This window comes from Citrobacter sp. Cpo037, from assembly GCF_030332945.1.
Taxonomy (GTDB): domain Bacteria; phylum Pseudomonadota; class Gammaproteobacteria; order Enterobacterales; family Enterobacteriaceae; genus Citrobacter; species Citrobacter portucalensis.
In genome coordinates this window covers 65279-90302 of the sequence record NZ_JAOWGW010000076.1, presented here as the reverse complement: position 1 = coordinate 90302, position 25024 = coordinate 65279, and the positions used below count along the sequence as shown (strand labels likewise).

The window sequence follows — 25024 nt, the reverse complement described above, 5'->3', positions numbered from 1 at the left end:
ATCACCTTACGCAACAGTTAGCTGACCCGCATAGAGTATAAAAAAACGCAGCAGCAGTACGCCGGTCAGGCTGGCGCCGCACACTGCCAGCACGCCATGAAACGTCGAACTGCGGTTGGCCCAGGGTTTTAGCAGCATCGGCAGTATCAGCCCAAGCCCAGCCACGCCAAGCCAGAACCACCAGGTCCAGAATCCGCCGCCCAGTGCCGCCGCCAGCGCGCGCATTTTGCCGTCATCGCCCAGCGCCAGACCGACGAAGAACGCCGCCAGCAGGAAGATCTCCAGCCATACCACCGGGACTTCCATGCGGTGCACAAAGTGCGCTTCGGTGCTGTGCGGGTTGCTACGATGGCGTAACGCCATGGCGATCAGCGCCACCGCGGCGCCGGAGGAGATCCCAGAGAACAGGAACAGCACCGGCAGGATCGGGTTATTCAGGAACGGGTAAGATTTCAGCGCCGACAGCAGGAAGCCGGTGTACGCCCCGAGCAGAACTGCCAGCACCAGCATTAACGTCTCAAGCGCACGATGGAAAGTCCCGATCAGCGTCAATACTTTCTGCACGATACCTAACCGCGGCAGCCAGCGCTGTTGCAGGGCAATCACCTCTTTTTCAAAGATTTTTGCCAGCCACAGCACTAACACCACCATGTACAACTGGAACAGCATGACCCCCATTGACATCACCGAAGTGAAGCTGTAGTGGAACATCAGTTTCCAGAAAGTCCATGGACGCGTCAGGTGGAACACCAGAATTAACAGACCGAGGATAATCGCCCCCGGTCCTAACACCAGAGTAGTGCGCAGCAGCGTGCTGTCCGAACCGCCCGCCTCCGGATGGAAGCGACGCAGCAGAATCGCCAGCGTGACCAGTCCGGCAGAGATACCTATCAGGAACAGATAGATGGCAATGGGCCAGTCCCACACCAATGATTCAAAATGAAATGCAGAAGCGGATGTCATTGGCTCACCTCCCCAAATTTAAAGGGAACGCGGTAGACCTTCGGTTTTGTACCCAACGCCAGCTTGTAACGGTAGGTCGTTTTCTGCTGCAACAAACGGGAGATATCGCTGTTGGGATCGTCCAGATTACCAAACGTCAGCGCCTTCGTCGGACATGACTCAACGCAGGCGGGCTGTTTGCCCGCTTTCAGGTTGGTTTTCCGGCAGAAATCGCATTTATCCGCCGTTTTGCTCACCGGATGGATAAAGCGCACGCGATAAGGACACGCGGCGATGCAGTACTGGCAGCCAACACAAAGGTCCGGGTTCACATCCACAATGCCGCTGGCGGCATCGCGATACGATGCCCCCGTCGGGCAGACGTCAACGCAGGGAGCGTGGTCGCAGTGCTGGCACGAGTGACGGAAGAAGCGATACTTCACATCAGGAAACGTACCCTGTGGCTCACTGCGAATAATCGTCAGACGCGATACGCCTTCCGGCACGTTGTTGACTTCGCGACAAGCATCCATACAGGCCGTACAGCCGATGCATAATGACTCATCATGTACCATACCGTAACGCACGCCGTTGATGTTCAGCGTCTTCGCCACAACGCGCCCCGCCGTCCCGCTCACTGCCACCAGCGCGCCGACGCCGGTGATAAACTGGCGACGAGAGCAACTCATGGATGCTCCTTAAGCAACGGAATCGACGCCGGGTTAAAGTTCGGATTGTTACGCTGATCGCTGTGGCAATCGACGCAAATCTTGATCCGTCCTTTATCGCTCAGCGTTTGCATCGTGTCTTGCTTCGGATGCAGTGAGTGACAGCTGGCACACGCCACTTTGGTTACGTGGACATCGTGCGGCCAGAACGCTTTTTGCAGCTGCTCAGGCAGGTGACAGGACATACAGACGCTGTTCTGCTGCTCCACGTTGTACATCGGCTCATTAAAGCGCATCACATCTTTCACCCCTTCACGGTGGTTCGGTGACGGCTGGCCGTGACAGTTGGTGCAGGTGACCGGCAGTTTGTTATTCGGGTTGATGACTTCCGCATGCTTACCATGCATGCCTTCGGTATCTGGCTTGTGACAGTCCAGACAGGCGGCATCCGGATTACGCTGTTGGGTAACCGTCCAGCGTTGATCCGACTCCTGCGGCGTTGGCGTGGCAGTGATTCCACTCAGGCTCCATAACAAGCCTGACGCCAGCACCCCAGCAGTTAATAACGAACGTAATACGCTCATATTCACTCCGTTGAGTTATCCGCCCCTTGCGGGGCGAAATGGGGTTATTGGCTTAACAGACCGTTTTTACGCGCCTGATCTTCCCACTGCGGAATCACCGTTTTGATGAAGTCCTGCTTCTCAGCATTGATTTGCTGCATGTTCAGACCAATCGCCGCCTGGGCTTTCTCTTTGGTCGAGATATCCGGCAACGGAATTTCATGCGTGATGCCTTTGGTCGCCAGCAGACGGACCAGTTTGGTACGCGCGTCAGCGGCTTTATCCATTGCGCTACCCAGCATCCGCAGACCTTCTTCCGGGGCGTGCATATGAATGCCGTGTGAGGCGATAGACAGGTCCCAGCGCCATTGTGCGTGACGGATATCTTCCAGAATCGGCTTCATTTCCGCTTCAGTCGCGCCCGCATCCCATGCGGCTTTCGCTTCGAAGTGCGCACGAACCAGCTGATCTTCAACCTTGATTTTCAGGTCATGAATGGCCTGTTTACGCTCGGCGACCACTTTTTGCAGGGACGCTTTGTCCTGGGTGTGGCAGTTCGCGCAGGTCTGAGGGAAGTTATCGAACGGATTACCAATCTTATGGTCGGTGTAGATCTTGCCTTCCGCGTTTTGCACTTTCGGCATGTGGCAGTCGATACAGGTCACGTTGTTCTTGCCGTGAATGCCCGCGCTCCAGGTTTCATACTCCGGGTGCTGCGCTTTCAGCATCGGCGTTTTAGACAGGGAGTTGGTCCAGTCAGAGAAAGCAATGTTGTCGTAGTATTTCTCCATGTTCTCGACTTTCATGCCGTCGTCCCACGGGAACTTAACGGCTTTGTTTTTACCGTCGAAGTAGTATTCCACGTGACACTGGCCGCAGACCATGGATTGCTGGTCAAAGCGACCGGCTTTCTCAAACGGTTTACCGATGGCTTCCATCGCGCGTTCTGCATAAGGACGCGACAGAGTCAGTTCTGGCTTGCCTTTGGCGAAGTCTGGTGACGCGGTATTATGGCAATCCGCACAACCGAGGTTGTTAACAATTTCCGGACCGCCGCGCGCCCATTTACCGTGGAAGTAGCCATCTTCACCGTCTTTCTGGATAAGACGCGCTACGTCCGGGCTTTTACAGCTCCAGCAGGCCATCGGCAACGGACCATCTTCTGCCGTTTTTGGTGCGCCGGTACGTAAGGTTTCACGGACATCGGTCACGGCATACGCGTGTCCCCGCGGTTTGTTGTAATCGCGCGAGAATGGGTATCCCGCCCACAAGATCACCAGACGCGGATCTTCTGCCAGTGCATCTTCACGGGCTGATTGCTCAGACGTGGCTTTCCAGGAGAGATATTGATCGGGATGCTGAGGTGCGAAGGTTTCATTCTTCGCTTCAACGGTGACGGTTTTTGCAGGTACAGAAGTTTGTTCAGCGTGAACAGCAGAAATAAATAATAAAGGTAATAACAGGCTGAAGAAACGGCGTACGCGTGATTTTATCCTTGCCATAGGGGTCTCATCCAGATGACGCCATTATCTGCAATGGCGGTTCTTTTATTGTTTTCCACAACAGCAACCACACGAATACTGTCATGACATTGCTCCACCCTATTTGTAACAAGAAACCACACTGAAAATGTTGTTTTTAATCAATTGTAAGTGTATGTAAAATACCACTTTAGAGTTATAACACCCCTCTAACCTCTCACTCTTTTGTCTAATTCAGAGACAGATCACCTTTTCAACAATCCTTTAGATAACTGCATGTTATCGCGAGATTTGATCAATTTTTGCTAGTTCCCTTCAAAATTCAGTTTGTCGCTAATTTGCACAATTCGTTTATTGCGTGATCTGCCGCGCAAATACTAAACAAAACTCTCAAAGCCCCTACATTTAACGTTTATGAGACATATTATTAACATCCTACAAGGAGAACAAAAGCCATGAGCCAAATACATAAACACGCTATTCCCGCAAACATTGCGGATCGTTGCCTGATAAATCCGGAGCAGTACGCAGAGAAATACCAGCAATCCGTTAACGAACCCGACACATTTTGGGGCGAGCAGGGAAAGATTCTTGATTGGATCAAGCCGTACAGCCAGGTGAAGAACACCTCCTTCGCACCAGGCAACGTGTCTATTAAATGGTACGAAGACGGCACCCTGAACCTGGCCGCAAACTGCCTTGACCGCCATCTGCAGGCAAACGGCGATCGTACCGCCATTATCTGGGAGGGCGATGACGCTACCCAAAGCAAAAACATTACCTATCGCGAGTTGCATCGCGATGTCTGCCGTTTCGCCAATACGCTACTGGATTTAGGCATTAAAAAAGGTGACGTGGTGGCCATTTATATGCCGATGGTGCCAGAGGCTGCGGTTGCCATGCTGGCCTGTGCCCGCATAGGGGCCGTGCATTCTGTCATCTTCGGTGGTTTCTCACCGGAAGCCGTCGCCGGACGTATCATCGACTCTAATTCACGCCTGGTGATCACCGCCGATGAAGGCGTACGCGCCGGACGCGCTATCCCGTTGAAAAAGAACGTCGATGATGCGCTGAAAAACCCGAACGTGAAAACCGTTGAACATGTGGTCGTCCTCAAACGTACCGGTGGTAAAACGGAGTGGCAGGAAGGCCGTGACCTGTGGTGGTCCGATCTTATCGAGAAAGCCAGCTCAGAACACCAACCGGAAGAGATGAACGCGGAAGATCCGCTGTTTATCCTGTATACCTCCGGTTCAACCGGCAAGCCGAAAGGCGTGCTGCACACCACCGGCGGGTATCTGGTCTACGCTGCAACCACCTTTAAGTACGTGTTTGATTATCATCAGGGCGATATCTATTGGTGTACCGCTGACGTGGGTTGGGTAACCGGACACAGCTACCTGCTGTACGGCCCGCTGGCCTGCGGCGCAACCACGCTGATGTTTGAAGGTGTGCCAAACTGGCCAACGCCTGCGCGTATGTCGCAGGTTGTGGACAAGCACCAGGTCAATATTCTGTATACCGCACCGACCGCCATTCGCGCACTGATGGCAGAAGGCGACAAAGCGATTGAAGGTACTGACCGTTCGTCGCTGCGTATCCTGGGTTCCGTTGGCGAGCCGATCAACCCGGAGGCGTGGGAGTGGTACTGGAAGAAGATCGGCAACGAAAAATGCCCGGTCGTCGATACCTGGTGGCAGACCGAAACCGGGGGATTCATGATCACCCCACTGCCGGGCGCTACCGAGCTGAAAGCCGGTTCTGCAACCCGTCCGTTCTTTGGCGTACAGCCTGCGATTGTCGATAACGAAGGTAATCCGCTGGAAGGCGCGACGGAAGGTAACCTGGTGATTACCGACTCGTGGCCAGGCCAGGCGAGAACCCTGTTTGGCGATCATGAACGCTTTGAGCAAACCTACTTCTCTACCTTCAAGAATATGTACTTCAGCGGTGACGGCGCGCGCCGTGACGAAGATGGCTATTACTGGATCACCGGACGAGTGGACGATGTGCTGAACGTCTCCGGCCACCGTCTGGGAACGGCTGAAATCGAATCAGCGCTGGTGTCGCATCCGAAGATTGCTGAAGCCGCAGTGGTCGGTATCCCGCATAACATTAAAGGTCAGGCGATCTACGCCTACGTCACGCTGAATCACGGCGAAGAACCGTCACCTGAGTTGTACGCCGAGGTTCGCAACTGGGTGCGTAAAGAAATTGGCCCGCTGGCAACGCCAGACGTGCTGCACTGGACCGACTCACTGCCGAAAACCCGCTCCGGCAAAATCATGCGCCGCATTCTGCGTAAAATCGCGGCGGGCGATACCAGCAATCTGGGCGATACCTCGACCCTCGCCGATCCTGGCGTAGTTGAGAAACTGCTCGAAGAGAAGCAGGCCATCGCGATGCCATCATAACAAAGTCCTGAAAATGCCGGATGGCGACGCGAAAGCGTCTTATCCGGCCTACAAATCTGACCCTACCCTCTCTTCACCGGGAGGGAAATATAAAAAACCTCCCCCAAAGGATTTCGCGTTGCAGGACTGCGACAGCAGCCAGGTCATGCCTGCTGCGCGAAAGACGAAGGGGACCTCTGGAGAGCTCTGTGATGAATGACCAAATTTATCAGCGGATAGAAGACAGTGCGCGTTTCAGGGAGTTAGTGGAAAAACGGCAACGGTTTGCCACCATTCTGTCCATCATCATGCTGGCAGTTTATATCGGCTTTATTTTATTGATTGCCTTTGCGCCGGGCTGGCTGGGTACTCCGCTACACGCGGGAACCAGCGTCACCCGCGGTATTCCGATTGGGGTCGGTGTGATCCTTATCTCCTTCATCCTGACCGGGATCTACATCTGGCGGGCAAACGGTGAATTCGATCGCCTGAACAATGCGGTTCTGCACGAGGTTAAAGCATCATGAAGAGAGTCCTGACGGCGCTTGCCGCCACGCTGCCCTTCGCCGCAAACGCGGCGGATGCTATTAGCGGTGCAGTCCAGCGCCAGCCAACCAACTGGCAGGCGATTATCATGTTCCTGATTTTCGTCATCTTTACGCTCGGCATTACCTACTGGGCGTCAAAGCGCGTACGTTCGCGTAATGACTACTACACCGCTGGCGGTAACATCACCGGTTTCCAGAACGGGCTGGCGATTGCGGGCGACTATATGTCGGCGGCATCGTTCCTCGGGATTTCCGCGCTGGTGTTTACCTCGGGTTATGACGGGCTGATCTATTCCCTCGGCTTCCTGGTTGGCTGGCCAATTATCCTGTTTCTGATTGCTGAGCGTTTGCGTAACCTGGGTCGTTACACCTTTGCCGACGTTGCGTCTTATCGTCTGAAGCAAGGGCCAATCCGTATTCTGTCCGCCTGTGGTTCCCTGGTGGTGGTTGCGCTGTACCTGATCGCGCAGATGGTTGGTGCAGGTAAGCTGATTGAGCTGCTGTTTGGTCTGAACTATCACATCGCTGTCGTACTGGTTGGCGTGCTGATGATGATGTACGTTTTGTTTGGCGGCATGTTGGCGACCACCTGGGTACAGATCATCAAAGCCGTACTGTTGCTGTTCGGTGCCAGCTTCATGGCCTTTATGGTGATGAAACACGTCGGCTTTAGCTTCAATAATCTGTTCACCGAAGCGATGGCGGTACACCCGAAAGGCTCAGCCATTATGAGTCCGGGCGGACTGGTGAAAGATCCGATCTCCGCGCTGTCGTTAGGTCTCGGCCTGATGTTTGGTACGGCAGGCTTGCCGCACATCCTGATGCGCTTCTTCACGGTTAGCGATGCCCGTGAAGCACGTAAGAGCGTGTTCTACGCCACCGGTTTTATGGGTTATTTCTACATCCTGACCTTTATCATCGGCTTTGGCGCAATCATGCTGGTAGGTGCTAATCCGGCGTACAAAGATGCTGCGGGCGCGCTGATTGGCGGTAATAACATGGCGGCAGTTCACCTGGCGAATGCGGTAGGCGGTAACCTGTTCCTCGGCTTCATCTCAGCAGTGGCCTTTGCCACCATCCTGGCGGTGGTTGCCGGCCTGACGTTGGCGGGCGCATCGGCGGTTTCTCACGACCTGTACGCCAACGTATTCCGTAAAGGCGCAACTGAACGTGAAGAGCTGCGAGTCTCGAAGATTACCGTACTGGTGCTGGGCGTAATTGCTATTCTGCTCGGCGTGCTGTTTGAGAACCAGAACATCGCCTTCATGGTGGGCCTGGCGTTTGCTATCGCGGCCAGCTGCAACTTCCCTATCATTCTGCTCTCCATGTACTGGTCAAAACTGACCACGCGTGGCGCAATGTTGGGTGGCTGGTTAGGCCTGCTGACGGCGGTTGTGCTGATGGTGCTTGGCCCAACGATTTGGGTCCAGATCCTCGGACACGAAAAAGCCATTTTCCCGTATGAGTATCCGGCGCTGTTCTCCATCAGCGTAGCATTCCTCGGGATCTGGTTCTTCTCAGCCACCGACAACTCAGAAGAAGGCAACCGCGAACGCGAGCAGTTCCGTGCTCAGTTCATCCGTTCCCAGACCGGGTACGGCGTAGAACAAGGTCGCGCGCACTAACTTCCCTTCTCCTCCGGCTTTCGGGCCGGAGGATTACATCCTTTCTCAGAACATCAGCTTCGCCACCAGTGGTGCCACCAGCACCATCACCACGCCGGAAAGCATCATCACCAGGCTGGCAACGACCCCTTCCTGCTGACCGAGCTCATAAGAGCGTGCCGTGCCTGCGCCGTGCGATGCTGCGCCAAATCCTGCGCCTTTCGCCATCCCTTCACGAATAGAAAGCCGTAAAAACAGCACATCGCCGACCGCCATACCAAATACACCGGTCACCACCACGAACAATGCCACCAGGTCCGGCTGCCCGCCCAACGGTTCTGCCGCCGCCAGCGCAAACGGTGTGGTGACGGAGCGCACCGCCAGACTGCGTTGGATCTCATCAGGCAACATAAACAGGCGCGCCAGCCATACGGAACTGGTGACGGCCACCAGCGTTGCCGTTACCACACCCGCCGTCAGCGACATCCAGTGACGCTTAATCACGGCAAGGTTGTCATACACCGGAACGGCAAAGGCGATGGTAGCCGGGCCTAACAGCCACAGCAACCAGTGCGATTCACCAATATAGTTTTGCCAGGAGATATGGCCGAAAACCAGCATCAGCACCAGCAGGGCCGGGGTGAGAACTAATGGCATCAGGGGTAATTTACGAAAACGGCGATACAGACGCTTATTGGCAAAGTAGATACCCAGCGTAATCACCAGACACAATACGCTTAACTGGAAATTACTCACGGTTTAGCCTGCGCATTTCATAGCGATACACTTTATCCACGACCCACGCCGTTGCGCCGAGCACCATCAGCGTACTGATCGCAATCACGGCAAATATACGCCAGCCATCAACCAGCAACAGCTGCGTGTAGTTCACAACGGCGACCACCGCCGGGACAAAAAACAGAAGCATTTCAGCCAGTAACCAGCGAGCACCTGCGCGAATCCAGTTCAGCGGGATAACTCGACAGACAATTAACGCCAGCATCAGCACCATCCCTACCAGGTTGGCAGGAAGCGGCAGATGCAGCCAGGAGACAAGATATTGAGCAAATACAAAGAGACCTGCATACAACAGAACCTGAACGGGGATCTGGAGTCGATGAATAACGGCAGGCGTCACGCGGCTTATCGCCACAGCCATGAGGGTATGTCCTTAAAAAATAGAGAGCGCCAGTATAGAGAGCCCCCGTCCAGGACTGAAATGAATTAAACTCATTGCAGGCATAGTCTTAAGGAATAATCATGGATATCAGAACGCTGAGATATTTTGTTGAGGTGGTTCGTCAGCAGAGCTTTACCCGCGCAGCGGAGAAGCTTTTTGTCACCCAGCCCACCATCAGCAAGATGTTGAAGAACCTTGAAGACGAGCTTAACTGCACGCTGTTAATCCGCGACGGTCGGCGACTGCTGTTAACCGACACCGGGCAGGTCGTTTTCGAACGCGGCCTGGCGATCCTTGCCGAGTTTCGCCAGCTTGAAGCGGAACTCAGTGACATTAATCACCTCAACAAGGGCGTGCTGCGCCTCGGTATCCCGCCCATGGTGGGGATGTTGATGGCCGGGCCGATCGGCCTGTTTCGCCAGCGCTATCCCGGCGTGGAGCTGAAGGTCTCTGAATTTGGCGGCTTAACCGTTCAGCAGGCGGTAATGAACGGTGACCTGGATGTCGCGATGACCGCGCTGCCGGTTGAAGAAGAGAGCGGTCTGGCAACCCTGCCGCTTTTTAGCCATCCACTTTGCGTGTTGGTTCCTCGCTCCGGTCAGTGGACAACGTGCGAATCCATTCCCCCTGAGGCGCTGGCGGAACATCCGCTGCTTATCTACAACGAAGATTTCGCGTTGAGCCGCCAATTGCTTGAGCTGTTTAGCCAACACAACGTCAAGCCCCGCATAGCGGTGCGCAGCGGGCAGTGGGATTTTCTGGCGGCAATGGTACAAGCCGGAGTCGGGATTGCCATTTTACCAGAGCCGATTTGCCAGCGACTGGATAAGCAAACGTTGCGCTGGATCCCTCTGGAGAGTGACTTACGCTGGCAGTTGGGCATGATTTGGCGCGAAGGCGTTTATCTGTCGCACAGCGCCCAGGCGTGGCTCAAATGCTGTGAAGGATTTTGGCTACCGCAAGCGTCGTAAAATGCCGGATGCGGCCTACATCGGTATGCTGGTCTTGTAGGCCTGATAAGCGTAGCGCATCAGGCACGTTCACCCGCATTAAAATCCATTATTTCACCTGCCCAATCTTGCGGGTACAAACCGTGCCTCACATCACGATAAAATGTTGAAAAAGGCCAGTCCTGTACCAGCTTTACCCAACCGTGCTTCACCGGGTTAATGTAAATATAATCAATATGCTGGCGATAATCATGTTCATCACGGATGGTGTGCTCCCAAAAGCGAGATTGCCAGATATGTCGGGAAGACAATGAGTGGGTGAAATGCTTCTTAATTTCCCGCCAGCGAGAGGAATAATCCGCATCATTGTCAGGTAACGTCCATATGCAATGCATATGCTCGGGTAAAACGACCCACGCATTAATGCGAAAAGGCCTAACCTTTTTGACCGCAGCGATTGCACACCGAAGCGCGTGAATGTTGGCAGTCAGAAGATGGCTTCGACGGTCCTGCAGATTTACCGTAAAAAACCAGGTTCCCCCATTGATGTAATTTCGTCGATAGTTGGACATGTTTCCCCCTTTCCTCAACCGTATGGAGAAAAGAGGGAATCAACAAGAGGGATGGATTCGTTCAGGAAAGCCGCTCGCAAATTACACGATGAATAATTTCTTGCAGCCAGTTGCGCGCCATTTGGCACACCCTTCGCCGGATGCGGCTAACGCCTTACCCGGCCTACATCGCTGTTGCCGGTTTTGTAGACCTGATAAGCGTAGCGCATCAGGCACACCTTTCGCCGGATGCGGTTAGCGCCTTATCCGGCCTACATCGCTGTTGCCGGTCTTGTAGGCCTGATAAGCGTAGCGCATCAGGCACACCCGTCGCCGGATGCGGCTAACGCCTTATCCGGCCTACATCGGTATGCCGGTCTTGTAGGCCGCATCAGGCACTACCGTTTACTGATTCTCGATCAACAGCGCTTCCAGCAAATCCAGGTCGTGCAGTAATTTTTGCAGCGTTTCATTGCTGATTTCACGCGTGGCGCGCAGATGATAAAGCTCCGCGCGTTCTGAACGTAGCGCTGCCAGGCGGAAACGCCGTTCGAGGTTTTCTTCCTGCATCGAGCTTTCCACATCGTTGCGCCCGTCGGCGCGTCGGCGCAGGTTACCAATCACGCGTGAACTCACCTCGGTGAGCAACTGGTTATCGATGTTCTCTTCGGTGTCCGCGGCCAGTCGCTCCTCCATTTTCTGGATCGCGACAATCGCCACTTCTGCCGTGGCAGCGCGGGCAATACGTTCCTCTTTCTGCTGCTGCGAGTGGTCTGCCACTTCCAGATGTTGTAGCAGAATCGGCAGCATCACCACGCCAACAAACAGCGAAAACAGGATCACGCCTGCGGCAAGGAAGATCAGCTCATATCGCGCCGGGAAGCCGCTACCGTCTGGTAACAACAGTGGAATGGAGAGCACACCAGCAAGAGTAATTGCCCCGCGTACACCGGCAAAAGAGGCGATCATGATTTCACGCGTCGTCCAGGATCCAAACTCCATCGGTTTTTTCTTCAGGAAGCGCAGACTGAACTTTTTCATGGTCCACAGCCAGCCAAAACGTACCAGCATTAGCGCCACGTAAATCAGCACGACATCGGTAAACAGCATCCAGATTTCAACATTCGGATCGGCCTCGGCCGCCGCCAAAGAAGACTCCAGAATTCCCGGTAACTGTAGCCCTAACAGCAAGAAGACCATGCCGTTAAATACAAACTCCAGCATCGCCCAGGTACTGTTAGCACGTAAACGCATCGCCAGCGGCGCGCGGCGCATCACCCCGGAACGGGTGATCGTCATCCCGGCAGCGACCGCCGCGAGGATACCGGAAACGCCGATATGTTCCGCAATCAGGTAAGACGCAAACGGCAGCAGGAACAGCAGGACGATTTGCGTTGCCGGCTCGTCACCGCCCCAGCGGCTGAGGAAGCGCAGGGAGCGGCCGTACAGCCAACTGACGACAAAACCAGCCAGGATGCCCCCAATCGCCACTTTGAAGAACTCAAGCGTTGCGCCACCAACGGTGAATACCATCGTGCCCATCGCCACGGCGACGGCAAACTTCAGAGAGACCAGACCGGAGGCGTCGTTCATCAACGCTTCGCCCTGCAGGATACCCATGATTTTCTTCGGTATACGTCCCTCTCCCACAATGCCGGAAAGTGCGACAGCATCGGTTGGCGATAGCACAGCAGCCAGCGCAAAGGCTGGGATGAGAGGGATCCCCGGCACTAGCCAGTAAATCATAAAGCCAATGCCGACCACCGTGACCAGTACCAGCGCCAGCGCCAGGCCGAAAATCTCTCGCCCGTGCTCGAGAAACTCACGCGTTGGCGTCTTCCAGCCATCGGCAAAGAGCAGCGGCGGGATGAACAGAACCAGGAACAGCTCAGGATCGAATTCCACATGCAAACCAAACGTCGGCCACGCCAGCAAGGCGCCGATGGCGATCTGCATAAGGGGTAAAGGAAGTTGGAAGGGCAATACGCGAGTAAATACCCCCGACAGCGAGACCACAAGGGTCATGATAAGTATGGTGAAAAAGATTTCCATGCGTTCCCTGTTTGCGATGTTTCTTATGATTGCTAATGAGAGGCGTCGTGCCTCAATTCTATCTAATTGAGAGTAACGCAAAAGACAACGAGTGTGTTCTGAAAATGAAAACGGGCGGCCAAAGCCACCCGTTTTTAGGATCGTCAGGAAATCAGAATCAGATAGCCCAACCGCCGGCGTAGAAGGCCACCAGCGCGATGGCGATCACCACGGTGCCGATGTTCAGTTTGCGCCATTCACCAGAAACGATGCGGCCAATTACCAGGGTCGCAAAGCCAATCATGATGCCGGTAACGATGTTACAGGTCAGCACGATAAATACGGCCGTAACCAGTCCTGCCATTGCGTCGACAAAGTCAGCGAAATCGATTTTCGCGACGTTGCTCAGCATCAACAGACCCACATACATCAGCGCAGGTGCCGTTGCGTACACAGGAACAAGATAAGAGAGCGGAGAGAGGAACAGGATCAGCAGGAACAGTACGCCAACGGTGATCGCTGTCAGGCCAGTTTTACCGCCTGCCGCCGTACCCGCTGCGGATTCAATGTAAACCGCCGCCGGAGCTGCACCCACCAGACCAGAGAACACGCTGCTCAGGGAGTCAGTGGTCAGCGCTTTGCCACCGTCGATAATCTGTCCGTCTTTATCCAGCAGATTCGCCTGTCCGGCTACCGCGCGGATGGTTCCGGTTGCATCGAAGACAGCGGTCATGACCAGCGCCAGCACGCTCGGCAGGACAATCGGGTTCAGTGCACCCATGATATCCAGGCTGCCGATCAGCGAGTTGCCGTTTTCATCACTCAGAGACGGCATGGCAAAAATGCCGGAGAAATGCACAGCCGGGTCGAAAATCAGACCAACCACGGAAATACCGATAATGGTCAGCAGAATGCCACCCGGTACTTTCAGTTTTTCGAGGCCAATAATCACCGCCAGACCAATCAACGACATAATGACCGGGAAGGTATCGAAGTCACCCAGCGCAACCGGCAGGCCGTCCAGCGGGTTCTTAATCACCAGGCCAACACCGTTTGCCGCAATCAGCAGCAGGAACAGGCCGATACCAATCCCCGTGCCATGCGCAACGCCCTGCGGCAGATTGCGCAGGATCCAGCTACGGATACCGGTCGCGGAAATGATGGTAAACAGGACACCCATCAGGAACACCGCACCCAGCGCAACGGGCACGCTAATATGTTGGCCCAGCACCAGACTGAATGCGGTAAATGCGGTCAGAGAAATGGCGCAACCAATTGCCAGCGGCAGGTTTGCCCACAGGCCCATCACGATTGAACCGACGCCTGCGACCAGACAGGTCGCCACAAATACAGCAGCAGGCGGGAACCCGGCTTTACCCAGCATCCCCGGAACCACGATAACGGAGTAGACCATGGCCAGGAAGGTAGTTAATCCGGCAACGACTTCCTGACGAACGGTACTGCCGCGGAGCGAAATTTTAAACCAGGCGTCGAGTGAACCGCCGGTACGCGCTGAAGGCGTAGACATAGAAAACATCCCCTGAGAGTTTATTTTTTCGTCATTATGCGTGCTGGACAATCCACTGCCTGCTAAACGTTTTCTCCATGTGCCAGGTTTGCGTCAATAGGGGTGTCGCAAAAAAGCAAACGTTTAGCTCCGCGCATAAAAAACGGGTGGTAAAAAAAAGCAAACGATTATCCAGCGATCATACGCTGGTTTTCAACTGAACTTTGCCGCTTTTTACTCATTTCTTCTTATAACGCGCAAGAAATAACCAGTCGATGCGCAAACGTTATCGTCAATGCGCAATTTGGCAACAAATTTCGCGGAGTTATTACAACATCGGCGTGTTTATTTCGCGCAACTCGCGCAAGAAAACAGGTGAAGATGCGTAAAATTTTTTGGCTAAAAAATCACCATTTCACTGGCAAATGGAGGGAGGTGGCTTACACTTACATTATCAACACAGGCCGGAACCTCCCCTAATGTGCTCGACTGAGGGGTGTTGATGTCGGGGGAAACCCTCCCGTGAACCAGCGGGATAGAGTGAAAGACAAAGACCGGAACCAAACTAAAGCGCCCTCTGTGGCGCTTTAGTTTTATGCCCTTCATACCCATCACATATTTTAAACCAATTAATCATCTTCCAGCAGCCGCGCTCCGGTCCCCTGCTCGCCAAGCTGATCGCCTGGGTTACGCAACGGGCAATCGCTGCGTGACAAGCATCCGCAACCAATACACCCATCCAGCTCATCACGTAGCGCCACCAAAGTATGAATGCGTCGGTCCAGTTCTTCACGCCATTGCGAAGAGAGCTGCTTCCACTCTTTGGCACTAAGCGAATGCCCCTCAGGTAATACACCTAACGCGTCACCGATCGTGGCCAGCGGGATCCCGATGCGTTGAGCAATCTTGATTATCGCGACGTAACGCAACACATCACGTTTGTATCGCCGCTGATTGCCGCTATTGCGCATGCTACTGATTAACCCTTTGCTTTCATAGAAATGCAGGGTCGATACCGCCACGCCGCTACGTTTGGCGACTTCACCTGGTGTGAGCAGCGCTTTTATCCGGGGTAATTTCTTTTCCATAAATCGCTTTACCTCAAGTTAACTTGAGGAATTATACTCGCCCACAGACAAAACGACGAATCGAATACTGAGAAAGAGGCAGCCCTATGTCCCATCAGCAGATTATTCAGACCCTTATTGAATGGATTGATGAACATATCGATCAACCGCTGAACATTGAGGCGGTGGCGAAAAAATCAGGTTACTCGAAGTGGTATTTACAAAGAATGTTCCGCACGGTGACGCGCCAGACCTTGGGTGACTACATCCGCCAGCGTCGACTTTTGCTGGCCGCCGTTGAACTACGGACAACTGAGCGACCTATTTTTGATATCGCGATGGATCTTGGTTATGTGTCGCAACAAACCTTCTCGCGTGTGTTTCGCCGCGAATTTGATCGTACTCCCAGCGACTACCGCCATCGTCTGTAAGATTATTGCCCGCTCTGCGTCAGTATGGCGGGCGACCGTTGTATCCAGTGCATGAACTCCTGCGGCGGCAGCGCCTTCGCAAAATACCAGCCCTGACAATACTGTACGCCGCGTTCAAGCAGCCATTCGATTTGCTCCTTCGTTTCCACCCCTTCCGCAATCGTCTTCAGGTGTAAGCTTTGTGCCATCTCAATAATATGTTCGGCAATCAAGTGACTGGTGCTATTAGTGGACAACGTGCTAATAAACGATTTGTCGATCTTCAGGATATCGACATTCAGCGCTGACAAATTATGCAGATTGGAATACCCCGTGCCAAAATCATCAAATGCCACTTCATAACCCGCCTTGCGGAACGCCTGGATTACGGGGGTCATTTTATGTACATCTATGAACCCACGCTCGGTCACTTCGACTTTAATTTGCTGGGCCGCCACGGAGTACTCACGATTTTTGTCGTTAATCAGAGCAATCAATCGGGATGAATGAAAGTCAGAAGCGGAAAGGTTAATCGAGATAGAAAGCTGAGGATGCGCCGAAAGAAAATACCCCAAATCGTTGAACACCTCTTCAACGACATAATCCGTGATCCGCTCAATCATTCCCTCTTTTTCAGCCAGTGGAATAAACTCCGTCGGGCTCATCACCTCACCTTTACAGCCCGGCCAGCGCAGCAGAGCTTCAGCACCAACACATTGCCCATTCTTAATATCAATGATCGGCTGGTAATGCAGGCAAAGCTGACGTTTTTTGATCGCGCGTTTTAATAAGCGCCGGGGAGATAAGTATTCCTGGCGCGTGCGCCACCACATTAGCAGTATCAGGATGCTGCAGATAATCCCGAAGGGAATGGTTAATGCCGCCTCGTGATAGAAAATCTGACTTACGCGGTTGTCTGAGGTCGACACTATAATCGCAATTGGACGTTTTTCTGAATGCACGATGGTGTAGAAGCGATCGTCTTGTTGAAAGGTCGAGGCTTCACCGCGTATGAGCGGCGCGAATTGCGCAATATTCGCCGCTTCGCTGGCAGAGAAAAACGTATCTGTTACTGTGTCATACACGCCCCATGAGAGATCCGGATCATCTGACATGACTTCGCTGTAGGACAATGGATTGATGACTGCGACGTAGTTCCCGCGTTGCATGTACGTCATTCTGTAGCCAGCGAAAAAAGGGGTATCGCGGTAGTAATAGATGGAGATATCCGGCGTACGTTTATAATCGGCTGTCGGCATAATATAAGTAACAGGCGGCGCCATCGACGTAGAGCACAAAAAGTGATCGCCCTGCGCATAAATTAGCTCACTGATATATAAACGACCGCGAATAATATTTAGCATACTTTTCTGATGTGCCGGGGTACACATCTTACCCTGATACAACTGGGCCATATCACGCGCCAAATCAGCTTGTAGGATCACCAATTCTGTTTTATTTAACACCAGTTGAGCAAAAGAGCGGAGTTGGCTATGGGTTTCGGTCATCGCCCGGATGTGTGCAAACCATATCGCCAGCACCACGGGGAACAATATCACCATGAATGTTCCCAGGAACTTCAGCAGCTTGCGTCGCGCTCTGTGATTCATGTCAGCCCTATTTCCCTGTTTCGTATATGCCAGAACCCATCAAGGCAGGATGCTATAAACACCGACTGATTAAGTTGCATGAATCTATCAGTATTAGCAACAGACTTCTCTATGTAAAAGTCTGATAATAGTTGATGATGATATTATTTTTCCGTAAGGCAAACTTAAAGTCATGCTTATTTCATAACGTTATTATCCCCAAGGAGTAATTTTTTATGAGCATTATCCTGGCTGCGTTTAAGAAATTCATTAAAGTTTTTTAACGTTTAATTTAGGATAAATATAACAAGTAGATTAAATGCATGTTTAAAGCATGGTTATTTTTTATCAACCCTTCATTAAATAAAGCCACACATTTAGAGTGGTTTTAGCCCTACAAAAATAACGTCCAATAGTGGTGAACAAACGACCAGTTGTGATATAGTTCACAAAAATCATGTAACAGAAACAATGTTTCATTCATGTTATTGCCCGTCGATAGCCAGAGTATCACACCCTCGGTGAACACCCCCGCGCTGTCCTGGGCATCCAGACTTTCTGAGGACGTTTTTCATGGCGACAATAACAACTGGCGTGGTTCTTCTGCGGTGGCAACTACTCAGCGCGGTGCTGATGTTTTTAGCCAGTACGCTCAATATCCGTTTTCGTAAATCAGATTATATTGGCCTGGCCGTCATTAGCAGCGGTTTGGGGCTGGTTTTTGCCTGCTGGTTTGCGACTGGATTGCTCGGCATAACCCTGGTGGATATGTCCGCTATCTGGAAGAACATTGAAACCGTGATGGTTGACGTGATGAGCCACACACCGCCAGATTGGCCGATGGTGTTGAACTGATCGTAAGAAAGCGTCCGACTGAACCCAGGCTTCAGTCGGACGCTCATTTTTAGGTTAAGTGACCCGATTCAAGGCTATGAACTACCACTCCATACGGAAACCCGCGTTAACCTGCCAGTTCATATCAATGTCACCTCCCGCCGACCTTTCCAGATCAACATACAACCGGGAGTTATTGTTCTGAGTAAGATGGATATTGGTACCTATACCATAGTTGATCCAAGAGTCACTTCCTCCTTCACTCACTTTCAGTGAGGCATCTTTACCCCAAACGATAACATCACGATCGCCAGCAAACTCATGCAGCAAATCCAGCTTCACGTAAATATCGCTATCCGGGCGCGATTCAAACCGATAACCTCCGCGCAATCCGACACGACCAATAACGCTGTCTATATCGTTTTGACGGACTTTCAACCCACTACTGGTGGTATAACTGGCCTCATCCAGATAGGTATACACCAGCTGACCTTGCGGTTCGATAAAAGTAGAGTTTCCCAAGCAAAACTCGCGACCGTATTCTGCACTGGCACTGATTGACCATGTACTGCTATCTGCAAAGCCAGAGTTGCCGTATGTGTTCCTGTAATTGAAGTCACTTTCATGGCGGCTATATTTCAGTACCAAATCCAGGTAATCTAGTTTCTCTGGACGATTCCAGGCAACATAAAGTGAACCACCATAGCTCTTGTTATCGCCAGTACCATAAGTGAAGTCTGCATTGCCTCTCATGTAATGCGCGGCGATCCCTCGCGTCCAGACAGACTCCTCGCCTTCTTCTTTGTTGTCATAGCCGAGTTGCCAGAAGCTATACAAGTTTTTGAAGTAGCTCCCTGTATCACTCTCTATTTCACCACCTTTATAGCGGATCCACAGACCATTTTGCTGCTGGTCCTTGCGGAGTTCGCCTAAACGCTTATTCAGGCTGTCGATTTCAAGACGGGCAGTTGCCATGGCGTAGTTCAGCCCGGCATTGGCTATCACGGTGTTACTACCTGCGCTGGCTTTCGTCGAAACACCCGTGATATACCAGTTGGTTCCGTACTGGCTTTGCGGATCGCCTTCACGAATATCAGAACGCAGCAGCGGTTTATAGTCATACACATACTCGTTCGTAATATCGACTTTATCGTACGCTTCGAACGCCACATTACTTGCCGCATCGGCAACCCAGATGTCTTCCTTCAAATCAGTGAGCTTGTTAATATTCAACGCTTCAATCGCATGTGTACCGCCGGTACTACTTTTAACAACCTCAATGAAGTCACTACCGTTGCGTCGTTGCTCATCTGTTTTATTAGTATTGACATCAATTAGGAAAATACCGTTATTCCCTTTCAAATCATGAATTTTAACGGTTTCGTTGATACTCTGGCTGGTATGTAGATTAAAACCATGTAGGTTTACCGTGCCGCCGTCTTTCAGGGTGATGGCACTGATTTCCGCATCTTTACCATCGGGGATCCAGTGGGCATTATTCACCAACGTAAGATTGAGATCGCCGCTCCATTTCCCGATTTTTTCATCAAAGTAATTAGCTTCATGTCCATGCCAGTATGAATCTGCACCATTAAGCGTAATATTCATTTGGCTTGTATTAGAATAAAGCTTATCGCCAAAGTCGAGGTTACCTAATAGATTAACCTTGTTGCCTCCGGCCTGATTAATATTAACGACGCCACCGTCTTTAGCGCTGACCGCATCACTTTTTGATGACCCTTTCGGGTAGCCACTATTGTTCTCCAGGAGTTCTTTAAAGTTACTGGCGTAGGTATTAATGTATATATCGCCACCGTTTGCCGTAATGGTTGAGCCCGCACCCCGCGCATAAATTCCGTTATTGGCCAACGTTGCATCTTCACCCTGTTTGGTGTGCTCAACCTCAGAACGAATGTACACATTGCCGTTGACGGAAACATCAGCGCCATCGCCTGCATATAATGCAGTATTGTTATGTGTGTACTTAGAGCCAATCAGGAAATTATTTTTAAGACTAAAGTTGTCGACGGTCACTTTGGTATCATTGCCCTCAGCGGACAACCCAAAGAAGGCTAATCCAGAACGGTGATCCTGCTGCGTGGTCCCACCAATATTGACGTTGTAATTACCAATATGATATTCACCGCCCTGATCACTCGTGATGTTGCCAATCTTGACCTCAAGACCGTTACCTTCACCTCGCACAGGATTATCAACTTTCACCGTAAAATCGTAGTTGTTGTCACCTGCTATCGTATCTTTGATGCTAATACCCGAACTTTCAGGATTATCACCGATGTAGTTTAACTCATAGTTTTTAGCAATTGCTCCGCCAGAATATAGCGCATTACTTATGCTCACTGACAATGCTAAAGGCAATATTACCTTAGCATTATTTTTCCATTGATACATATATAGACTCCGAAACACAAAAGAATATAGAAATATCAAAACGATTATCAAACCCTCACCAATAGAAAGAGATCGGAGAACAATACACTTGTATCAATGATGAATTGACAATCTCAGAGCATTATTTAATGCAGAATATTACGCTGTCAATATTTTGTGACTTATTAAGCACATAAATTTAAGATATTTTATTTAAATTTGATTGCTATCAATATTATTATATGCATCTATTAAAATGTTAATTATCCACAGTATTTATATTTCGATTTTTTCTTGCAAAACATTCGATTAATACATATGAGAAAATCGTCAAAAACAAAAAGCCCCATATAAAATGGGGCTTTTGATTCATTACGATAAGAATCGTTTAGTCACGATTAGAACGGAATATCGTCGTCGAAATCCATCGGCGGCTCGTTAGACGGCGCAGCCGGAGCTGACTGTTGCGGACGAGACTGCGCGCCGCCGCTGAACTGGTTGCCACCCTGCGGCTGCTGAGGTTGACCCCAACCGCCCTGCTGCTGACCGCCACCTGCCGGAGCACCACCCCCCTGACGACCACCCAGCATTTGCATGGTGCCGCCAACGTTAACCACAACTTCTGTGGTGTACTTTTCTACGCCGGACTGATCGGTCCATTTGCGGGTACGCAACTGACCTTCGATATAGACCTGAGAACCTTTACGCAGATATTCGCTGGCCACTTCCGCCAGTTTGCCAAACAGCACAACACGGTGCCATTCAGTCTGCTCTTTCATTTCACCGGTCGCTTTATCACGCCAGGATTCGGAAGTAGCCAGCGTAATGTTGGCAACTGCGCCACCATTCGGCATATAGCGTACTTCCGGGTCCTGGCCCAGATTACCGACGAGAATCACCTTGTTTACGCCTCTGCTGGCCATGATCGTGTCTCCTGAAAAACGTTACTGAATAAGTGTAAGCGCGGGATTGTAGCATTTCCAATAGCGCTTTTACTACGTTGCGAAGTTGATTCCAGTAAACAACCCCAGCCAGACATTGTTGCACAGACGTCTGCGTTTTGCATTCCAATACTGTATATCCATTCAGGTCAGGTTGTGTCATAATTAACCGTTTGTGATCGCCGGTAGCACCATGCAGCCAGGCAAAAAAGCGTTTAATCCGGGAAAGATGAATGGATAAGATCGAAGTTCGGGGCGCCCGCACCCATAATCTCAAAAACATCAACCTCGTCATCCCGCGCGACAAGCTGATTGTCGTCACCGGGCTTTCGGGCTCAGGCAAATCTTCGCTCGCTTTCGACACCTTATATGCCGAAGGGCAGCGTCGTTACGTTGAATCCCTTTCCGCGTACGCGCGTCAATTTCTGTCGCTGATGGAAAAACCGGACGTCGACCACATTGAGGGGCTCTCTCCTGCCATCTCAATTGAACAAAAATCGACGTCCCATAACCCGCGATCCACGGTAGGTACAATTACCGAAATTCACGACTATCTGCGTCTGCTGTTTGCCCGCGTTGGCGAGCCGCGCTGTCCGGATCACGACGTTCCCCTGGCAGCGCAGACCGTAAGCCAGATGGTGGATAACGTCCTGTCGCAGCCGGAAGGTAAGCGTCTGATGCTGCTGGCGCCGGTGATTAAAGAGCGTAAAGGCGAGCACACCAAAACGCTGGAAAACCTGGCAGGCCAGGGCTATATCCGCGCCCGTATCGACGGTGAAGTCTGTGACCTTTCCGATCCGCCCAAGCTTGAGCTGCAAAAGAAACACACCATTGAAGTGGTGATTGACCGCTTTAAAGTCCGTGACGATCTCACCCAGCGCCTGGCGGAATCCTTTGAAACCGCGCTGGAACTGTCCGGCGGTACGGCGGTCGTTGCCGATATGGACGACCCGAAAGCGGAGGAGCTGCTGTTCTCCGCCAACTTCGCCTGCCCTATCTGCGGCTATAGCATGCGCGAACTGGAACCGCGGCTGTTCTCGTTTAACAACCCGGCGGGCGCGTGTCCAACCTGTGACGGTCTCGGCGTGCAGCAATATTTCGATCCTGATCGGGTGATCCAAAACCCGGAACTGTCGCTGGCCGGTGGTGCTATCCGCGGTTGGGATCGCCGTAACTTCTATTACTTCCAGATGCTTAAGTCTCTGGCGGAACACTATAAATTCGACGTTGAAGCCCCGTGGGCCAGCCTGAACCCTGCCGTGCATAAAGTGGTACTGTACGGTTCCGGTAAAGAGAATATCGAATTTAAATACATGAACGATCGTGGTGATACGTCCGTACGTCGCCATCCGTTCGAAGGCGTATTGCACAATATGGAGCGCCGTTATAAAGAGACGGAATCCAGCGCAGTACGTGAAGAATTAGCCAAGTTCATCAGTAACCGACCTTGCGCCAGCTGTGAAGGGACGCGTTTACGCCGGGAAGCTCGTCACGTATTTGTTGAAAATACGCCGCTGCCTGCGATTTCTGACATGAGCATCGGTCATGCAATGGATTTCTTCAACAATCTGAAGCTTGCGGGTCAGCGGGCGAAGATTGCCGAGAAAATTCTTAAAGAGATTGGCGATCGTCTGAAGTTCCTGGTCAACGTTGGCCTCAACTACCTGACGCTATCGCGTTCGGCAGAAACACTCTCCGGCGGTGAGGCCCAGCGTATTCGTCTGGCAAGCCAGATCGGCGCGGGTCTGGTCGGTGTAATGTACGTGCTGGATGAGCCGTCTATTGGCCTGCACCAGCGCGATAACGAACGTCTGCTGGGTACGCTTATCCACCTGCGTAATCTGGGTAATACCGTTATTGTGGTCGAGCACGATGAAGATGCAATTCGCGCTGCTGACCACGTTATCGATATCGGCCCCGGCGCTGGCGTTCACGGCGGTCAGGTCGTCGCCGAAGGGACGCTCGACGACATCATGGCAGTGCCTGAGTCGCTGACCGGCCAGTACATGAGCGGTAAACGCAAGATTGAAGTGCCTAAACAGCGCGTTGCGGCTGACCCAGAGAAAGTACTGAAACTCACCGGCGCACGCGGTAACAACCTGAAAGATGTCACCCTGACGCTGCCGGTAGGTTTATTTACCTGCATTACCGGAGTTTCCGGTTCGGGTAAATCGACGCTGATTAACGACACACTGTTCCCGATTGCACAGACGGCGCTAAACGGTGCGACGCTGGCTGAACCTGCGCCATATCGCGACGTTCAAGGCCTGGAACATTTCGACAAAGTGATCGACATTGACCAAAGCCCGATTGGCCGTACGCCGCGCTCTAACCCGGCAACCTACACCGGGGTGTTTACGCCAGTGCGCGAACTGTTTGCCGGTGTACCGGAGTCACGCGCACGCGGTTACACGCCGGGGCGTTTCAGCTTTAACGTCCGTGGCGGACGCTGTGAAGCCTGTCAGGGCGATGGCGTGATCAAAGTCGAAATGCACTTCCTGCCGGATATCTACGTGCCGTGCGATCAGTGCAAAGGCAAGCGCTATAATCGCGAAACGCTGGAAATTAAATACAAAGGCAAGACTATCCACGAAGTGCTGGATATGACGATTGAAGAAGCACGTGAGTTCTTCGATGCCGTTCCGGCGCTGGCACGTAAGCTGCAAACGCTGATGGACGTTGGCCTGACGTACATTCGACTGGGTCAGTCCGCTACCACGCTCTCGGGCGGTGAAGCACAGCGCGTGAAGCTGGCGCGCGAACTGTCCAAACGCGGTACCGGGCAAACGCTGTATATTCTCGATGAGCCGACCACCGGTCTGCATTTTGCGGATATTCAGCAACTGTTGGACGTGCTGCATCAACTCCGGGATCAGGGCAACACCATCGTAGTGATTGAGCACAATCTGGACGTGATTAAGACCGCAGACTGGATTGTCGATCTCGGTCCGGAAGGCGGCAGCGGCGGCGGCGAAATCCTTGTCTCCGGCACACCAGAAACGGTCGCTGAGTGTGAAGCCTCACACACAGCCCGCTTCCTCAAACCACTGTTGTAATTACGCAACACTTGTCTGGCCTACAGAATATGCATGAAGCTTGTAGGCCGGATAAGGCGCTTGCGCCGCATCCGGCAACCGTTGTGCATGATGGCACTGCGCTTATCAGGCCTACGAAACTACAGACCAGGCATAAAGCCTGTAGGCCGGATAAAGCGCTTACACCGCATCCGGCAACCGTTGTGCCTGATGGCACTGCGCTTATCAGCGCCTACGAAACTACAGACCAGGCATAAATCTTGTACGCCGGATAAGGCGCTTGCGCCGCAGCCGGCAACCGTTGTGCCTGATGGCGCTACGCTTATCAGGCCTACGAAA

General features: G+C 52.3%; 20 protein-coding genes. 7 read left to right on the top strand and 13 right to left on the bottom strand.

The window, feature by feature from the left end:
- Window positions 1-6 precede the first annotated feature (6 nt).
- The 4 genes from nrfD to nrfA are packed head-to-tail and all read right to left on the bottom strand — an operon-like array spanning window position 7 to window position 3675.
- Complete coding sequence (gene nrfD, locus OGX94_RS20270; protein WP_257662326.1) at window positions 7-963, bottom strand: cytochrome c nitrite reductase subunit NrfD; 957 nt, start codon at window positions 961-963, stop codon at window positions 7-9.
- The gene (gene nrfC / locus OGX94_RS20265; RefSeq protein ID WP_003031761.1) at window positions 960-1631 is read right to left on the bottom strand and encodes a cytochrome c nitrite reductase Fe-S protein; all 672 of its coding nucleotides are present in this window, start codon (window positions 1629-1631) and stop codon (window positions 960-962) included. Before nrfC ends, nrfD begins: the two co-directional genes overlap by 4 nt.
- The gene (gene nrfB, locus OGX94_RS20260; RefSeq protein ID WP_003826649.1) at window positions 1628-2194 is read right to left on the bottom strand and encodes a cytochrome c nitrite reductase pentaheme subunit; all 567 of its coding nucleotides are present in this window, start codon (window positions 2192-2194) and stop codon (window positions 1628-1630) included. Before nrfB ends, nrfC begins: the two co-directional genes overlap by 4 nt.
- A gap of 44 nt (window positions 2195-2238) precedes the next feature.
- A complete protein-coding gene (gene nrfA, locus OGX94_RS20255) occupies window positions 2239-3675 on the bottom strand; it encodes an ammonia-forming nitrite reductase cytochrome c552 subunit (RefSeq protein ID WP_003826647.1) in 1437 nt (478 codons plus the stop codon).
- A gap of 434 nt (window positions 3676-4109) precedes the next feature.
- On the opposite strand from nrfA, the gene acs reads away from it, so the two are divergent.
- The 3 genes from acs to actP all read left to right on the top strand — a co-directional run bounded on the left by acs (window position 4110) and on the right by actP (window position 8220).
- Window positions 4110-6068: an acetate--CoA ligase gene (gene acs / locus OGX94_RS20250; RefSeq protein WP_003826645.1), complete on the top strand. Its 1959-nt coding sequence runs from the start codon at window positions 4110-4112 to the stop codon at window positions 6066-6068.
- A 191-nt stretch (window positions 6069-6259) separates the two neighbouring features.
- On the top strand, window positions 6260-6574 hold the full coding sequence (locus OGX94_RS20245) for a DUF485 domain-containing protein (RefSeq protein WP_003826643.1): 315 nt from the start codon (window positions 6260-6262) through the stop codon (window positions 6572-6574).
- Window positions 6571-8220, top strand: coding sequence for a cation/acetate symporter ActP (gene actP, locus OGX94_RS20240; RefSeq protein WP_003826641.1), 1650 nt, complete (start codon window positions 6571-6573; stop codon window positions 8218-8220). Before OGX94_RS20245 ends, actP begins: the two co-directional genes overlap by 4 nt.
- Before the next feature lie 45 nt (window positions 8221-8265).
- Here the strand turns inward: actP and OGX94_RS20235 are convergent, their stop codons facing one another.
- Window positions 8266-8955, bottom strand: a complete 690-nt coding sequence (locus tag OGX94_RS20235) for an LrgB family protein (protein WP_003826639.1) — start codon at window positions 8953-8955, stop codon at window positions 8266-8268.
- Window positions 8948-9358, bottom strand: a complete 411-nt coding sequence (locus OGX94_RS20230; RefSeq protein ID WP_003826638.1) for a CidA/LrgA family protein — start codon at window positions 9356-9358, stop codon at window positions 8948-8950. The genes OGX94_RS20235 and OGX94_RS20230 overlap by 8 nt, the downstream gene beginning before the upstream one ends.
- Window positions 9359-9459: 101 nt before the next feature.
- Here OGX94_RS20230 and OGX94_RS20225 point away from each other — a divergent pair, with 101 nt between their 5' ends.
- A complete protein-coding gene (locus OGX94_RS20225) occupies window positions 9460-10350 on the top strand; it encodes a LysR family transcriptional regulator (protein WP_003826636.1) in 891 nt (296 codons plus the stop codon).
- Window positions 10351-10409: 59 nt separating this feature from the next.
- Here the strand turns inward: OGX94_RS20225 and OGX94_RS20220 are convergent, their stop codons facing one another.
- The 4 genes from OGX94_RS20220 to soxR form a co-directional block, all read right to left on the bottom strand.
- Window positions 10410-10901, bottom strand: coding sequence for an REP-associated tyrosine transposase (locus tag OGX94_RS20220; protein ID WP_126957363.1), 492 nt, complete (start codon window positions 10899-10901; stop codon window positions 10410-10412).
- Window positions 10902-11285: 384 nt separating this feature from the next.
- Window positions 11286-12932, bottom strand: coding sequence for a Na+/H+ antiporter (locus tag OGX94_RS20215; protein ID WP_003826634.1), 1647 nt, complete (start codon window positions 12930-12932; stop codon window positions 11286-11288).
- Between the two features lie 157 nt (window positions 12933-13089).
- Entirely contained in the window at window positions 13090-14439 is a 1350-nt protein-coding gene (gene ghxP, locus OGX94_RS20210; protein ID WP_003826632.1) for a guanine/hypoxanthine transporter GhxP, read from the bottom strand.
- Between the two features lie 608 nt (window positions 14440-15047).
- Complete coding sequence (gene soxR / locus OGX94_RS20205) at window positions 15048-15506, bottom strand: redox-sensitive transcriptional activator SoxR (protein WP_003826630.1); 459 nt, start codon at window positions 15504-15506, stop codon at window positions 15048-15050.
- 86 nt (window positions 15507-15592) lie between these two features.
- Here soxR and soxS point away from each other — a divergent pair, with 86 nt between their 5' ends.
- Entirely contained in the window at window positions 15593-15916 is a 324-nt protein-coding gene (gene soxS / locus OGX94_RS20200; protein WP_003031731.1) for a superoxide response transcriptional regulator SoxS, read from the top strand.
- 2 nt (window positions 15917-15918) lie between these two features.
- On the opposite strand, the gene pdeC is transcribed toward soxS, so the two are convergent.
- Complete coding sequence (pdeC, locus tag OGX94_RS20195) at window positions 15919-17505, bottom strand: cyclic di-3',5'-guanosine monophosphate phosphodiesterase PdeC (protein WP_257662327.1); 1587 nt, start codon at window positions 17503-17505, stop codon at window positions 15919-15921.
- Between the two features lie 552 nt (window positions 17506-18057).
- Between pdeC and OGX94_RS20190 the strand changes: the two genes are divergently transcribed.
- Window positions 18058-18339 carry a YjcB family protein gene (locus OGX94_RS20190; RefSeq protein ID WP_003826625.1) on the top strand — a complete coding sequence of 94 codons (282 nt, stop codon included), beginning with the start codon at window positions 18058-18060 and terminating at the stop codon, window positions 18337-18339.
- Between the two features lie 81 nt (window positions 18340-18420).
- On the opposite strand, the gene OGX94_RS20185 is transcribed toward OGX94_RS20190, so the two are convergent.
- Together OGX94_RS20185 and ssb1 are read right to left on the bottom strand one after the other, a co-directional pair.
- Window positions 18421-20730 carry an autotransporter outer membrane beta-barrel domain-containing protein gene (locus OGX94_RS20185; RefSeq protein ID WP_286569846.1) on the bottom strand — a complete coding sequence of 770 codons (2310 nt, stop codon included), beginning with the start codon at window positions 20728-20730 and terminating at the stop codon, window positions 18421-18423.
- Window positions 20731-21107: 377 nt separating this feature from the next.
- Window positions 21108-21632, bottom strand: a complete 525-nt coding sequence (ssb1, locus tag OGX94_RS20180; protein WP_003826621.1) for a single-stranded DNA-binding protein SSB1 — start codon at window positions 21630-21632, stop codon at window positions 21108-21110.
- 251 nt (window positions 21633-21883) lie between these two features.
- On the opposite strand from ssb1, the gene uvrA reads away from it, so the two are divergent.
- Complete coding sequence (uvrA, locus tag OGX94_RS20175) at window positions 21884-24706, top strand: excinuclease ABC subunit UvrA (RefSeq protein ID WP_003826619.1); 2823 nt, start codon at window positions 21884-21886, stop codon at window positions 24704-24706.
- The last annotated feature ends 318 nt before the right edge of the window (window positions 24707-25024 follow it).

Coding starts and splice junctions, on each gene's coding strand:
- pdeC (WP_257662327.1), bottom strand. CDS start 17,505: ATGAATCACAGAGCGCGACGCAAGCTGCTGAAGTTCCTGGGAACATTC.
- nrfB (WP_003826649.1), bottom strand. CDS start 2,194: ATGAGCGTATTACGTTCGTTATTAACTGCTGGGGTGCTGGCGTCAGGC.
- soxS (WP_003031731.1), top strand. CDS start 15,593: ATGTCCCATCAGCAGATTATTCAGACCCTTATTGAATGGATTGATGAA.
- uvrA (WP_003826619.1), top strand. CDS start 21,884: ATGGATAAGATCGAAGTTCGGGGCGCCCGCACCCATAATCTCAAAAAC.
- nrfD (WP_257662326.1), bottom strand. CDS start 963: ATGACATCCGCTTCTGCATTTCATTTTGAATCATTGGTGTGGGACTGG.
- OGX94_RS20215 (WP_003826634.1), bottom strand. CDS start 12,932: ATGGAAATCTTTTTCACCATACTTATCATGACCCTTGTGGTCTCGCTG.
- OGX94_RS20230 (WP_003826638.1), bottom strand. CDS start 9,358: ATGGCTGTGGCGATAAGCCGCGTGACGCCTGCCGTTATTCATCGACTC.
- nrfA (WP_003826647.1), bottom strand. CDS start 3,675: ATGGCAAGGATAAAATCACGCGTACGCCGTTTCTTCAGCCTGTTATTA.
- actP (WP_003826641.1), top strand. CDS start 6,571: ATGAAGAGAGTCCTGACGGCGCTTGCCGCCACGCTGCCCTTCGCCGCA.
- OGX94_RS20225 (WP_003826636.1), top strand. CDS start 9,460: ATGGATATCAGAACGCTGAGATATTTTGTTGAGGTGGTTCGTCAGCAG.
- OGX94_RS20190 (WP_003826625.1), top strand. CDS start 18,058: ATGGCGACAATAACAACTGGCGTGGTTCTTCTGCGGTGGCAACTACTC.
- soxR (WP_003826630.1), bottom strand. CDS start 15,506: ATGGAAAAGAAATTACCCCGGATAAAAGCGCTGCTCACACCAGGTGAA.
- nrfC (WP_003031761.1), bottom strand. CDS start 1,631: ATGAGTTGCTCTCGTCGCCAGTTTATCACCGGCGTCGGCGCGCTGGTG.
- ghxP (WP_003826632.1), bottom strand. CDS start 14,439: ATGTCTACGCCTTCAGCGCGTACCGGCGGTTCACTCGACGCCTGGTTT.
- OGX94_RS20245 (WP_003826643.1), top strand. CDS start 6,260: ATGAATGACCAAATTTATCAGCGGATAGAAGACAGTGCGCGTTTCAGG.
- acs (WP_003826645.1), top strand. CDS start 4,110: ATGAGCCAAATACATAAACACGCTATTCCCGCAAACATTGCGGATCGT.
- ssb1 (WP_003826621.1), bottom strand. CDS start 21,632: ATGGCCAGCAGAGGCGTAAACAAGGTGATTCTCGTCGGTAATCTGGGC.
- OGX94_RS20220 (WP_126957363.1), bottom strand. CDS start 10,901: ATGTCCAACTATCGACGAAATTACATCAATGGGGGAACCTGGTTTTTT.
- OGX94_RS20185 (WP_286569846.1), bottom strand. CDS start 20,730: ATGTATCAATGGAAAAATAATGCTAAGGTAATATTGCCTTTAGCATTG.